Below are 13938 nucleotides of genomic sequence, written 5' to 3'. Positions count from 1 at the left end.
TTTAAGATTTGCTTAGGGTATGAATCCACATACTCATCTTCACCCAGTCCCCAATCCCTAGTCCCCAATTTAACTTTCTTCAACAGGAATAACCTGCTGCTTGATTTCGTTGTGTTTCACTTCCAGTGTGGACTCTTTGGGTAAAACCAAGGGCGTATTGGGGGCGACAATGCCACCTGATACAACTATTTTAAAGGCGTCTTCAATGGACATGGAGAGGTTTACCACCTCATCTTCAGGAACTACTGCGTACCATCCGGTAGTCGGATTGGGCGTAGTGGGTATAAAAACACTTAGCACAGGGCGAGGCATCTGGGCTTGGATATCACTACTGATTGCACCAGTAACAAAAGCGATCGCCCAAATTCCTCGGCGGGGATACTCTACCAAAATTACCCGGCGAAACTTGCCATTAGAATCTTTTAGTATTGTTTCTAAAAGCTGCTTGAGGGTTTTGTATACCTGTCCTGCTAAAGGAATTGCCTGTAATAATCGTTCGCCAAAATCTAACAACCACCGCCCAGCAATATTGCGAGCCATCAAGCCCATCAATAAAATACTTAGTAGCGGTACAGCGGAACCTACCAATAAATTAAGTAAATTTACTAGAACTGGGTTTAACCCATCAAAGGGATTCAGTTGTTTGGGAATTTGGGTGAGGAAGTTGATTACCCAAGTAGCAATGGTAATCGTTAGCCAGATAGTAGTTGCTAGGGGAATTACTACCAACAAACCAGCGATCAGGTCGTTTTTTAAGTCCTGTTTTAGGCGATCGATTACCAAGCCCCGATTCTCCTGTTTTAAGCTAGAGGAACTTTTGTTATTGGTATTCATACCAGCAGATTCGTCAAATTCCGAAGACTTTAACTTTAGGCAGTTTTTACCGCAAGTAACTGTCTAAAACGTTAGCAAATTGGCTGCTGACACAAAAACACGTACTTGTTGCTGGAAATCAGCTATTTTCCTACAAGCATACACATAGACATTAACCAATCTGATACCGACTAGTTATTTTCAAAGGATGTTACTTTTATTTGTAAGACTTGTAAACGATTGTTGCAAGTCCTTATGTATTACTAATCTACCGCGCTCAATCAAAAGCTGCTCATGATTGTGAAAGTACGAGCGGGTAAACAGAGGAATTGTTTTATCTGGTCAGTTGAGCAGGAGAGGCTTTTATGAAAATGTTCCGTTAAAAATATTAATTTATGATTATAAAAGTTTTTGTTTAAATGTAAGACCGACTATTATAGCACAGATGTGCTACTATACTTCTGAATTTTGCGATCGCCCACGACGGACAAGTAGGCGATCGCTACTTCAAAATTTACGCCACATCAGCCTGTGTCGTTTCAGAATTCTGTTGTGTAATCTCCTGTGTCAGAATTGCTGTTGCCTCTAAATTAGGTTTTGGTAAATACTTCATTTCCCAGACTTTGAGCAAAATCAGATATTCGTAGAATGCCTGCAATGTACACCAAGCAATTCCGGCGCGTCCATCTAAACAGCCGCCTAAGATAAAATACATATATACAAAGCGTAGCAACGGTCTGGCGGGTAAACGCAAAGACAAATCTTTCAAGGCGCGGCGTTTTTCGACTTCCGATTTGCCAAAGAATAAATCTTGCCAGTTGACCTTTCCCTGTTCTAGTTGATATAGCGTTTCTTGAGCTTCGTCTGTAGAATAACGGTTATGCTTGTCAATCCATCGGCTCAAACCTTTGCTACAAGTGTAATGTGGGTATGTCTCTTTTAAAAAGCTAGTTGCACCCTCACAAACTTCCCGTTCAGTATGACCATAATCTGTAAACCATACCTTACCGTGGCAAAAGAGGCGCATTTGGTAACGGGGATACTGTGTGCTGTAGCGAATCCAACGATTCATGAACATGACACGTTCAGCCACGTAGTAACCGATGTAGTCAACACTCTGACTTGCCTTTTCGCATTCAGCGAACAGTTCTGGTGTCATCCGCTCGTCAGCTTCGAGAATGTAAACCCATTCGTGCTTCGGCGGGATAGACTCTAACATCCAGGTGCGTTGGCGGCCGTGGCTTTCAAAAGCGTGTTGGATGACGCGGATGGGATAGCGCCTGGCGATTTCCACAGTGCGATCGCTACTGCATGAATCCACAACAATGATGTCATCCGATAGCATCGCCGATTCGATACAAGCAGCAATATCTAACTCTTCGTTATATGTCAGTATGTAAATTGAGAACATTACCCAAGTTTTATAGCGATTTTACTAAGTGATAATTGCCTTTTTATTGTTACTAGATATTAGGCGTATGGCAGTACAAGCCGTCAAACGTCCTACTGCCATACCGATAATGGATTAGCGTGCAGTAGCTCTAGGTTTACCACCTTGTACAGCACCCCTACCTCTTAGGCCTGTCCAGCCGATGATAATGTAACCAATGGACAACAGTAAACTGCTAATCCCAATCCGCAGTCCAGACTTCCAAGCAGTATCTTTAGCTTGTTTATCTGCTTCGTCTCTGCGCTGGCGAACTTGGCTCAGTTGTTGAGTTCGCAGCGTCTGAATATCTGTTTGTTGTTCGATAGCTTTTTCAAGTGCTTGGGGATCTGTTTTAGCCTTCTTCAATAACTCTTTGATATTTGCGGGAATTTGAGAGCTTTCAAGTGCTTGCTTATATCTCTGGTCATCTTTGAGGATTTCACTAAACTGAGCTTTGGTTTGGTTTCGCAGTTGTTCGAGTTGAGCTTTTCCTTGATCAGTAGTCAGTTGTGCTTGCAATTGCGAGAACCGAGCGTTTAGTTGATTTTCTGCCTGATCTGCTTCTTGGGCGATGCGGTTAACTGTTTGAGCCTTCGCTTGATTGACGTTATTGAGATGCAGGGGAAAAATCAGCAAGAACATCAACCCTAAAATACTTGAGAGGATCACGGCGGGAAATCTTAAATCGATCCCTTGGGGGCGATCGCTTGCTGCATCAGCAGTATCAATCCAATAGGCAGCAAACAGCAGACCCAAACCGACTAGAGGCACAATTCCACGATCAACTACCGCTGTTGCCAAGTTGATTTGCCATACCCGATCAGTCGGTTGAAAAGGTAACAATAGAATCAAAAAGTCAACAAAAAAGGACAAAATGCAAATTATTCCAACTACCTTAAGTGTGAGGGCAGTACTCACGGAAGTAAAACGGTTGACCATAGTTTTTTGAACTGGCGGTGAATACGAGTGATTTTCATATTTCAAGCTACTTGAATATTGTGCCTATGACCGTGACTATTGTATAGAAACACAAAGCAGATTCAATATTGGTAAAGGCTATCTGCCTCTTGGTTTTCAACTAGGCCAGAGTAACATTTGTTATGTACAGTAGTCATCTCAGAGATGACTAAATATAAATATAGCCAAAAATCTTTAGTCTACTTCAGTAGACTTTAGCTAAAAGCCAAAGGAATTTATTCCCAGGCGGGTGAGGAACCCAACAGTTAAGCTACTTTCAGTAGACCTAAAAGTTCTGCGATCGCTAAAAAATAGTAGTGTATGATACCGTTTTCTTAGGGAATATAAAAAAGCTGACTGCTCTGGATAATAAATAAGTAAAACTTATTAAATATCTCGGAAATCAACCAAAATCACCCAGATGGTAAACAAACTTCGCTCTTTACTCCATAGTTGCGGTCTACTACTTGACGTAAAAACTCAAGCATCTGTTTGAGGGTAAATAAATGAGAAAAAACTTGTCGTCTGCTTCTTTTTAAACGGCTAAGATAATGCCATACGAGGTAAATCCAAATATTAATAATTAAAAATGATAAAGCTACAAATAGAAGTCTAATGGTAGGATTTTTAATAGTAGTTTTAATGCGACATTGATTTTTCATCCGATAGCTACTTTCAATTCCGAAACGAAGACGGTAGTCATCATGTATTGAATGTAATGACAGCTTAACTTTATAAACGGCGTAAATAAAAAACTCCCGCCCAAGCGAAAAGTCTTTTACCATTTTTATATGTACAAACTATCCACACATTAAAAGTAACTGAGCCATATTTATCGCTGTTTAAAGTATAACTAGTCTTGTAACTACGCCGCCCTCTAATTAATTGTCTAGTTCCGCCATGTTTGCCTCGAATAATAACTGGCATTTCAAAAGGAATATCCAAAGCTTGTAACCATCTAATCACTGGTACACAGAAGAACTCCCGGTCTAAATACAATCTTTCGACTTGAAGATTTAAAGGCTCAATCAGTGCTAAAAGGTAAGTGATAATTGCCACTAAAGTATTTTGTTGTTGAATAGCTTTAATAGCTAAGGTGACTCGTTTATTCTTCTTAATTACATAGACAGTAGCGTAGGCATAAAAAGAACAAGTGCCACTTTTCGCTTGACTTCTGTAAATATATGGTGCAACTAAAGAGTGTCGGTTCACCATAATAAGGAATTAAGTTAAAGTCAATGGCTATTTTTTGTTTTCCCTGTCGAATTCCATCTGGCAAGCGACTTTGTAGTGCTGTATTTAAGTCTAATTCCAGAGATTTTAGGTCTGAATATTTCTCTAAATGGTAACGTATGTCATTACTTGTAGGAACATTTTTTAAGACTTTGCTAGTATTTTCAATACTATCTTTTTGGGTGGCTGCTCGAATTAGAATTTCAAAGATATTTTGTTGTTCACACTTGCCTTGAGTCTGAATTGGAATATTTTCAGTTAAACAGTTCACTACTTCGTTCAAAGTTTTACTATCAGTTAGAACTGGGGTGGTTGCAGTCATAGCCAAACTAATTAATCCTAATCGTCAAAAATTTTGCTTCTTCACCCCAATACTTTACAAAAATTCCAAGACCAGCACCAGAAGATTGTTCTGGTGCGAGAGCTACCCTTACCTTAGTCTTCAAAATATTAGTTTTGCTTATATAATATCTCTCAACAAATCTTCCAAAATTTGTATCAAAAAGTACAGTTTTTTAGGCAATAATCAGATTCGCAAGTATCCATCACAGAGCGATCGCAAAAGTTTTCGGTCTACTGACTTTTAGCTTAAGTTGACACCTGTGACAAATGTATCCCCCTAATGGCCTGTCCCATTAATTTTGCGGGGTTGCAGAGACGCGAAATTTCGCGTCTTTACAGGGTTTTGGTAACAAACTAATCAATCAGAATTAATGAGACAGACCACTAGTGGCTTTTGCATCCACTTTTGCATCCATATAAAAATCGCTATAAGTAGTCAGACAGAATTAATTACACAATGTCATTGCGAATGGAGCGAAGCGGAATGAAGCAATCGCAAGGGCTGGGATTGCTTCGCTTCTCTACGAGACGCTGCGCGAACGCTCGCAATGACTGTAAATATTTTTGTCCGACTACTTATTTCCCTTATTTTTCCATCTCCCTTGCAAGGGCTTGTTCCCAAATCGGCAGATCCTCCGGTCGGTCAACATCAGCTAAAGGCGACAAGTTCACATAAGATAAATTAAGTTTCTGAGCAATGTCCACGGTTTTCTGGAATACTTGAGCAGTTCCCCACTCGATGTTAACGAATAACTCCGGGATGGGTTGCCGTAAGCCAATTAAGTAATATCCACCATCGATCGCAGGGCCAAGTACCATATCAAAGGAGTGTAACTTCTCAAAGGCTGTCTCTAGAATCTGGGCATTAACTCCAGGACAATCTGTACCGATGATAATTACTTTTGTGGCATCAGATTGAAAAGCCTCGAAAAGCGATCGCGCCATCCGCGAACCTAAATCCCCTTCACCTTGAGACTGGTAAACCAAATCTAACCCCAGCCAGTCTTGCATAAGTTGCGAATCGCCACCTGCAAATCTCACTTCCACAGATATGGCAATGGCTTTTTGCAATTCTTGAACGTGAAATATTGTATGTTCAGTCATTTCCCGTTGAAGATTGGCAGCACCAACAGTTCCCAAGGCAGGTATCAGTCTGGTTTTAGTCTTCCCTGGTTCTGGATAGCGAGTAAAAATAATCAAGTGCTGTTTTGAGATTGCTGGTAAGTTCAGCACACAATACCTTATTTGAATAAACTAATAATATTTTAATTTAAATAGAGTTATTCAGATTGATTAGTTACATCCACTATCCTTATCAGTCCGCATTGCGCCTAATATAGTTGAAACGATGACGCACCTTTTAGTACCACTACTATTTCGAGGCGTGAAGATAATTCTACCCAGTTCTCCAACTCCATTTACAGAACCATCATACTTAAACTGTACACGATAGTAGTTAGTAGGGTTTTGAGTAAAAGTGGAAGTAAATGTAATTGCTTTAGAGTCATCTGTAATCAAAGATTTTCCATTCGTGCTTTGACATTCATTTGAAGAAATTACAGGTTGTATTGAAGCTAAAACTTGATTGCCATCATCCCAAAAACAAGCTTGCCACTTTACTCTTTCGCGTTTGGCATTAGCTTGGGCATCACGTAATATTGTTAATGCTGTCTTTTGTGCGGTATTTACCCTTTGGCGATTAAGAAATCCCAGCCAACTAGGAACAGCGATCGCAGATAGCACACCAATCATGAGAATAACTACGAGTAGTTCAATTAAAGTGAAACCACCTTCTGATTGCTCTGATATAAATTGTTTTTTCATCTTTACTTATAATTCAGCTATGATTCTGGAATTTTATTAATAACGCCACGTATCAGTACTTGAGTTTGTAAAACTGGACGATAAGTATCACTTGTTACTCCAGTTTTCCCATTAGCATTACCCCTGAGATAGATCACTACATCTTGATTGACTCCACTGGCAACTGCTGTTGATCCTGAAGGTGGCACAGCAGTCCTAACACAGGCAAAAAAGCTATTACTTGTAGTGTTACTACGGATATAACCAGTGTCGCATCCAGGAATAGTACCAGTATTTGTTGCATCAGGAGCATCAACAAAATCTACTAAAACATTAACGCCGCTTCCTGATGGTAGAGATGCTTGCAGATTAGTACCATCACTAGATTTTATTGGCCACATTTGAAAGGAAGTACTATCTGTTTCGGATGGGTCTACATATCCTGTAGATTGAACCAGATCACTACTGGTGATACTGCTATATTTATCTAGCTCATACCTGATAATCCGAGATTTTCCTCGCCAAGTGATATCAGAAGTAGTTGATTGTAAATAAACAACTAATGTATAAGTCCGACGCTTAACTAAAAGGTCTTGACAATCTTCTTTTTTTGTTACGTTCGTTATACCACTGCAAGTACCCAAAGTATTCAAGCTACTCGATCCAGTGTCATCAATTACTTCCGGTTTCCAAAAAGCCAGAACAGGTTTTTGAGTAGTAGTAATTAATGATGTTGGTAAGTAGTTTTGCAGCCCTGGACAATAATTAGCACTAGCTGTAGCAGTTGTGGTTGCGGCAGTACCTTGAACTGTAGTTGACATACAATTGTTGTCATAAACATACACCGCCTCACGTAATTCTGCTGCCATATAGTTTAATGCCCCCTGCATTTCCTGTTGGGTTTCATTGCGGGCATTTTCCCGGCTGTCAACTTGCAAGATATCTACAACCAGTGACAACAAAGCCAAAATAATTATAGAAGCAATTAAGAGTCCTATCAAAAGTTCTATAAGGGTAAAGCCTGCTGTTTGGTTTTTTTTAGAATAGACCCAGAACAAATTCACTAGCAATTTCAAATGTCTTTTCGTCATAGATTTTCAGCCTGATAAAAATAACAAATATGACATTAACAGGACTTACGCAAACAATAGCCGAAACCCTGATTCTCAGGTAGGGGCAATTGATGAATTGCCCCTACAGCGTGTAGTTTTGCGTAAGTCCTAATTAAGTAGATCAACCTTAAAAAATATAAAACAGACGTAGCCCGCTACCCGCTTCGGGAGGAAGGGAGGGTCAAAACCTGTCTCAATAACCTTTTCAAAGTCCTCCTTTTTAAGGAGGATTTAGGAGGATCTAATGCGTAAGTCCTATTGTAGAAATTCCTTATATCTAGTTAGAGAATCTTTGAGGTCGCTGCGAACTATCGAAGTGTACATCACAGCCAAAGGACGCTTTCGCTGTTGTCCCATCTCTGTAGTGAATTTAAGAGATGCTGGGGTCGTTTGCAGTCCTGACTCTCCGTTAGCTATAGCTGCATACACCCTTACCCCCATTTGAAATGCAACTACTTGAGAGGGGGTTCCATAACTCTTTTGCTTAGTACGGAATGTTTGTATATAAAAACTGGGCGTAGTACTGTTAGTGCTATTATACACAGGACAAGCCTCAGATGAAGCAGGACTAGTAGTAGTAAAACTAGTGCAGGGATAAGTAGAAGAAAGAAAAGTTGTAGGCGCTCCCACTGCTTCTACATTACCTGTTGCTTCAGATGAAGTAGAAGGTAGAGAGGGTAATACACTATCGGCGTAACCTCCCTTTTCGGCCAATATACGTACTTTATCAACTTGGCGTTGAGCCAATTGCATTGCTTGTTGAGCTTTTTGATTTTGAACGCGAGTAGCTACCACTAAAAAAATCGGAGGAGTAATTGCTACAACAACGATGGTAACTACAATCATCGCAATCAAGGATTCTATAATGGTAAATCCTGCTTCCGGGTGTCGTTTGACAACTGGTTTTTGTAACTCAAGATAAGTTTTGAGTCCTGTTGACAGATGTGAGCATATCTTCATTGGTAGCATATTATTCTCCTTCAACTGGAAACGTTAAGAACAAGAAGCGGTAGGATCAATGTAGGGCCCGCTTGCACTCTTCTTTGCACAGCGCAATTTCTGAATATATGGGTCGTTTACAGCTAGCTCCCGATAAACTTCACTACGGTTAGTACTAGGGACGGCAAAGCGTCGAGATACCGGGCCTCCTGTTTGAAATTGCAAAGCGACATCATAACCCCAGAGACGGCTGCTAGGTGGGCGGAAATACCATGCATATTCATTAGCCGCAGTAGGTGTATTACCTGGTTCCCAAGCTTCTTGGTCAAAGTTACCTGTAGCTTGATTGCTGAATCTTAATTGTATAAAAGCTCCTGACATGAAAAATTTTATGTCTCCTGGCTGCCAATTTTCAAACATTCGCGGGAACACATGGAAGCCTCCATAGGACTGCCCACCTCGTGATGGAATGATACCTTGAACGATAATTGAATTGACTCTGGTGTTATTAGCTAAAGCAACAGATTTTCTATTACCACCTATACCTCCATTAGGATCTTGATCTTGAAATCTGAGGTAGCTATCGGGATAGCTGCCGTCACCAGTAGCAATGAGTTCGTATGATTGCTGCTTATTAGATGGACAAGGTATGGTGTTATCAATACAGTACCTGGGCTTACCATTTGGGTCAATGTCAATTGGGGAAGTAGTATCGTAAGGATTAGTCCTAATCCAATTATTAGTTCCTGATGACTTATTAGCAGCAAGAACACTTGAATTCATTGGCAAGTTGGGACGGTTTTGGTTGAGGTAGGAAGTGTATGTAGCAGCACGATCGCAACCGTACTGATCTAAGTCTGAGGATGGCTGTGTAATTCCAGCATTGATAATTCCATCTTGTATACTACCGGCACAGAATTGATTGGACAAAATATTAACATCATCGCCCAGAACTTCTGTAGGTCGCCAAGTATCTGATGCTGGTGTGGCAAACCTTTCGTCTTTCCTAGTTCTGAGATAAAAATTAGACCAGTCTAACTTCAGCTTGCCCAGGTTGTCGTCAGCTGTGCTATCGGCAGGGTCGTTTTTGAACTCTTCTAATAATTTGCTGGCAGTATTAGTGCCATCGGCACTGTGGAGGTTGAAATCGCCTTGGATATAAACAGAGTTGTTGGAAACAAAGGACATACCAGCTGTGTTTGTCCCCCTATCTAACCTAGAACCATTTTTCAACCGGAACCCATAAGGACGACGATCTGGATCTGGGTAGTAGTCTACAGATTTGGTAGAAATGCCATTAGCAGTTGTGATAGTTGGATCGCTAAGACTACCAGGGATGGCATTCATAGCTGTTCCTGCGGGTCTAGCAATACCATCTTCCCTCACTGCATCTTCTCGGAAGGCGTAAAATATACCATTGGGAGGCGGTGCGTTAGGATCGCTGGCAGTATTATCATTAATCGGTAGCCATGTATCACCAACTGGAGCATTTGTAGTTCGCAGCAGGTTGAGGTCAACATCTAATACCCGCACGCTCATCATCTCCCGTCCGTTAAACAGGGCAGCATCTTTAAAGGCGACTTGGTAGTATACAGGTGTAGCATTTGCGGAATCAACATACTTAACTAGGTTATTTGAGCCTGTTGTGTTGTTATTGGGTAAGTGAGAACCACTAACACTACTGACACTTCGGGGAGTAACCCAAGTTGATGCTGCTGTCTTTGGAGTAGTTGCAATGGCTGATATATCATCTACGTCACTTTGTTCCTGGTAGCGGTTAGTGCCAGCTACTGCTGGATTAACTGCGGTGATATATGTGTTGTTACTGCGGTTTAAAACGTGCGATTCCTCGTTATGGCTCTCGCCTTCTGCTGGGAAGAGGTAGTACAAAATTGGGTACTTACGGTCATTAGGACACAGTTTAAAAAGAGCTTGTGAATTTTTTGCTGTCCCAGAAGGACCGCTACCGCTAGTATTAGGCGCATGAAACGTAGGATTGGTGCAATTGACATTAGAAGGACTGCGATCTAGTCTCATCTGTTCCTTGGCGGCAATTAGCCGTGCCAATCTCACAAATTCAACATATTTGGCTTTTTCTGCGGCACTAGCAGTTGCATCATTCTGTTTCGCTATTGATAAGGCTTCTAACGCTGCGATCGCCTTGTCAGGTTGATTGGCTGGAATACCATTTATGCTATCACCAGGCTGTCCCTTTAGAACGTCATCTAAATCATCCAACAGCTTAGTAGTTGAATCCGTAGTGTCCCAGTTTTGAACGTAATCATATTGGGTAGGAAAGTTCATATTGTAGGCTAACATCCCCAACATACAACTTGCCGTATTTATATAAGATTTATCTGCAATGCTTCTTGAACCACTGGAAACCGCGAGCGCCCGACGCAGATTAGAAAAATCCCCAAAAGTTGACGTCATTTGTGGATACGGGTGAACAACTGTTTGCCCACTAACTGCCTGCGATGATGCAGAATCCTGCCTGGGTGGGAAAGCGCCGTAAGGATCTCCGCCCAAATATGCCAGATTTTGTAGCGCTTTCTGTAGGGCAGGAGTATCAGCAGGAAAACTAAACTCCCAACCATTAGTACCTTTACCCGTGAAAAAGTCGGTAATTATTTTAGTTTGAGTAGTACCTGCTTCATCTTTAAAGTTTACTTGTTCAAAAGTTGAGCTTCGTTTCAGGGTTTCTGCTGTTCCTGGGTGAACCGTAGTTGCTAGACAAGCTAAAGGAGTCAATCCACTGCCACTTTTGTAGTGATAAACAGCAGTAGCTTGCACCGCAGCTAAATTATCTCTTTGAGTGCGGCGCTGGAGAAACTCATGTTCCCTACCCATACCAGTGGGTGTAACTGGGTTTGTAGGAAGTGGCGCTTCAGTCAATTCCAGCCTTTGTCCAACAATAACTCGTAAGCCCCCTGTGACTGCTCGTCGCTCCCAATAGCCATCTAAGCCCAAAGCCTCTGGATTTTTTGGGTCTGGGGGGGTATTTCTGGTGAGAGAATCGTAATTGGTACCAGCATTAGTGGAAGTAATCAGATCACCGACTTTATTACCTGATGGTATTTTGACTAGACTGCTGGCAATGGGCTTCCCGTCATAAGTAGGGTTTGGCCCATAAAGGTTATCAGCCCGATAAGTATCATCTAGATAAGGCGGATTTGTTTCTTCATTAAAAATTCTTTTACTTGTAAAGAAATTTCTTGTTTTCCAAGCAGTATCTCTATAAGTTGTGTTTGTTATGTCAGAACCCCTAGCTTTAAATTTATCTTCTGTCAATAAAGCCACTGGATCAAGGGCTATATCAACAGGTGTTTTGCCGCTTCCAGGAGTGACTGAATCTTTTGTGTCGTCGAATCCTTGATTTTGGGTTGGAGGATTTCCATTACCGTTAAATAAATCAAATGTTGATGAACCCCCGAATTGTTGGCCGTTGTTACCTTCAGCTTTGCTTAATCTACCTGCAACTATTTGACCTTGAAAGGTAGTAGCACCTGAAGTATCAGTATAACTACTGACTGTAACTTTAGAATCACTAGCTGAAGTATTGACACAAGAAGAGGGAGAACTAATTAAGTAGGATTGAAAAGGATTGCTATATGATCCAAAGAACATATTTCCATCACTGTGTATAGCTCCGTTCCAACGGAAGGTAGGATCTTGAGCTACTTCAAAGTCATAGCGGAAATAAGCTCCCCATTTATTACCTTTATCTACTTGTCTATCTTGTTGTAACTCTAGTGTAGTTACAGTTCTATTTGCTTGGTCAGCATTTGCTACAACAAAAGCGTTAACTTGAAAAGTCTTAGCTAAAGTTGCAGCGTTAATAGGTTCCCAATCTTTTTCATTGGCTGCCAATTGAACTGCACCACCGCATTTGTCTGCTGTAGATTTATTGGTATTGACAGGGCCATTGCGAACAACAAAGTAAGGTGCTTTTGCAGTATCAGCATTTGTTACCTCAGCATAAGTAGTAGTAGCATCTGCGCTTGTTGCTTGCTTCTTAAAAATAATTGAATAGGCAATAGTTTGATTGTTTTGTGTAAAATACCAGCCAATGCCAGGGTTGCTGTTAGAGTCCTGAAAATTGGCGAGGCGTGTCTCACCTGGAAGTGTATAAACGTCAGTGCCACTGGCGGGTGCTTGCAGAATACTCTGTATAGTGCTATCTGACGCTACCCCAGCAGGTAAACGAGTATCTTGTCTAAAAAGATACTCTAGCTTTGCCTTAGCTCGGTCTACTGCTGGTGTGGCTGCATTATAAATAACTTGTTGTTGGCGTTCGCTAATAACCTGACTGGTACGACTGAAAGTCCGAAAGATTATAGCTGTGACTACCAAAGTTACGATCAACAACAGCATGACAGTTGTTGGCAGCACAAACCCACCTTGGTGTCGCCGGAAATTCACACGTAAAACACGCACTAACCAGCGAATAGCTGATGTTTTTAAAGTTTTTTGTAATTTAATAACTTGCCGTAGAAAGCGGGTAAATGCTCTGATGTATTTGCGTTTATTCATAGCTGCATTATTAAAACCAAAGAGTTTAGCCAAAGACCCAATACATCTCGGTTAATAGAGTTAAACTCTTTTAGATCCCCCCAACCCCTCTTATTAACAAGGGATGGGAGGATCTAGTTTTAACTGAAAAGTTTTGGACAAAGACCTGTGCTTTTAGGATGAAATTTTCTTTCAGTAATAGCATTGGGCTTTACGCAATCTATACTGATGAACTAAGGTTACCCACTTACTCGGCAAAAACTATCAGCGTCAATTACAAAAACTAAACCATATCTATCTTGAAACCTATAGTTTTTCCCTGATGAAAAGGATTTGCCCTCATCCCCCAACCTATCCCCCATATCTGGGATTCGGGGAGCCAGAATTTCAAAGTCCTTCTCCCATGTCTCTTAGAGGGATTTAGGGTGAGGGCGAAAACTACGGTTTTCAACTTATACCAATTTTTTATGAAGCTGCATAGAACTCGATCCCCCCTAGCCCCCCTTAAAAAATGGGGAAAAAGAATCAAAGTCCCCCAATTTATCGGGGGATTTAGGGGGATCTAGATATGTGCAACTTCACATTAAATTGGTATTAGATGAGGTTTAAATGAGATTTTTACAAATTTTTAGGGCGCATTCATAATACGTCCTCAATTTCTCAAAAGGATATTTACATGAAGGCGCTTAGTGCGGAGGTAGGACTGGAAAACGAAATGTAAAGGCTTTAAAGATAATGATAATCAAAAAAACCAGGGTTTTTGCCCGATAAAGAAAACCCAGTTCTTAATTTTGGATA

The 13938-nt window shown here is 41.0% G+C and carries 8 protein-coding genes and 1 pseudogene; all 9 read right to left on the bottom strand.

The features are described from left to right. Positions 1-69: 69 nt before the first annotated feature. Positions 70-834: a DUF502 domain-containing protein gene (locus D1367_RS13635; RefSeq protein WP_118166930.1), complete on the bottom strand. Its 765-nt coding sequence runs from the start codon at positions 832-834 to the stop codon at positions 70-72. Positions 835-1327: 493 nt separating this feature from the next. Then, entirely contained in the window at positions 1328-2224 is an 897-nt protein-coding gene (locus D1367_RS13630; RefSeq protein ID WP_118166929.1) for a glycosyltransferase family 2 protein, read from the bottom strand. Positions 2225-2338: 114 nt separating this feature from the next. After that, a complete protein-coding gene (gene hpsJ-B / locus D1367_RS13625) occupies positions 2339-3181 on the bottom strand; it encodes a hormogonium polysaccharide biosynthesis protein HpsJ (protein WP_118166928.1) in 843 nt (280 codons plus the stop codon). A 431-nt stretch (positions 3182-3612) separates the two neighbouring features. Further along, a pseudogene (locus D1367_RS33325) lies at positions 3613-4754 on the bottom strand (ISH3 family transposase). Between the two features lie 605 nt (positions 4755-5359). Then, positions 5360-6007 (bottom strand): TIGR04282 family arsenosugar biosynthesis glycosyltransferase, encoded by a 648-nt coding sequence (locus D1367_RS13605; RefSeq protein WP_118166925.1) that lies wholly within the window; start codon positions 6005-6007, stop codon positions 5360-5362. Between the two features lie 60 nt (positions 6008-6067). Then, positions 6068-6598 carry a type II secretion system protein gene (locus tag D1367_RS13600; protein ID WP_118166924.1) on the bottom strand — a complete coding sequence of 177 codons (531 nt, stop codon included), beginning with the start codon at positions 6596-6598 and terminating at the stop codon, positions 6068-6070. A gap of 17 nt (positions 6599-6615) precedes the next feature. Beyond that, positions 6616-7668 carry a prepilin-type N-terminal cleavage/methylation domain-containing protein gene (locus D1367_RS13595; protein WP_118166923.1) on the bottom strand — a complete coding sequence of 351 codons (1053 nt, stop codon included), beginning with the start codon at positions 7666-7668 and terminating at the stop codon, positions 6616-6618. 276 nt (positions 7669-7944) lie between these two features. After that, a complete protein-coding gene (locus tag D1367_RS13590) occupies positions 7945-8649 on the bottom strand; it encodes a prepilin-type N-terminal cleavage/methylation domain-containing protein (protein ID WP_181985176.1) in 705 nt (234 codons plus the stop codon). A gap of 33 nt (positions 8650-8682) precedes the next feature. Beyond that, positions 8683-13161, bottom strand: coding sequence for a hormogonium polysaccharide biosynthesis protein HpsA (gene hpsA, locus D1367_RS13585; RefSeq protein ID WP_118166921.1), 4479 nt, complete (start codon positions 13159-13161; stop codon positions 8683-8685). Positions 13162-13938: the final 777 nt, after the last annotated feature.

Source organism: Nostoc sphaeroides (assembly GCF_003443655.1).
Taxonomy (GTDB): Bacteria; Cyanobacteriota; Cyanobacteriia; order Cyanobacteriales; family Nostocaceae; genus Nostoc; species Nostoc sphaeroides.
This window is presented reverse-complemented; position numbering and strand designations above follow the sequence as displayed.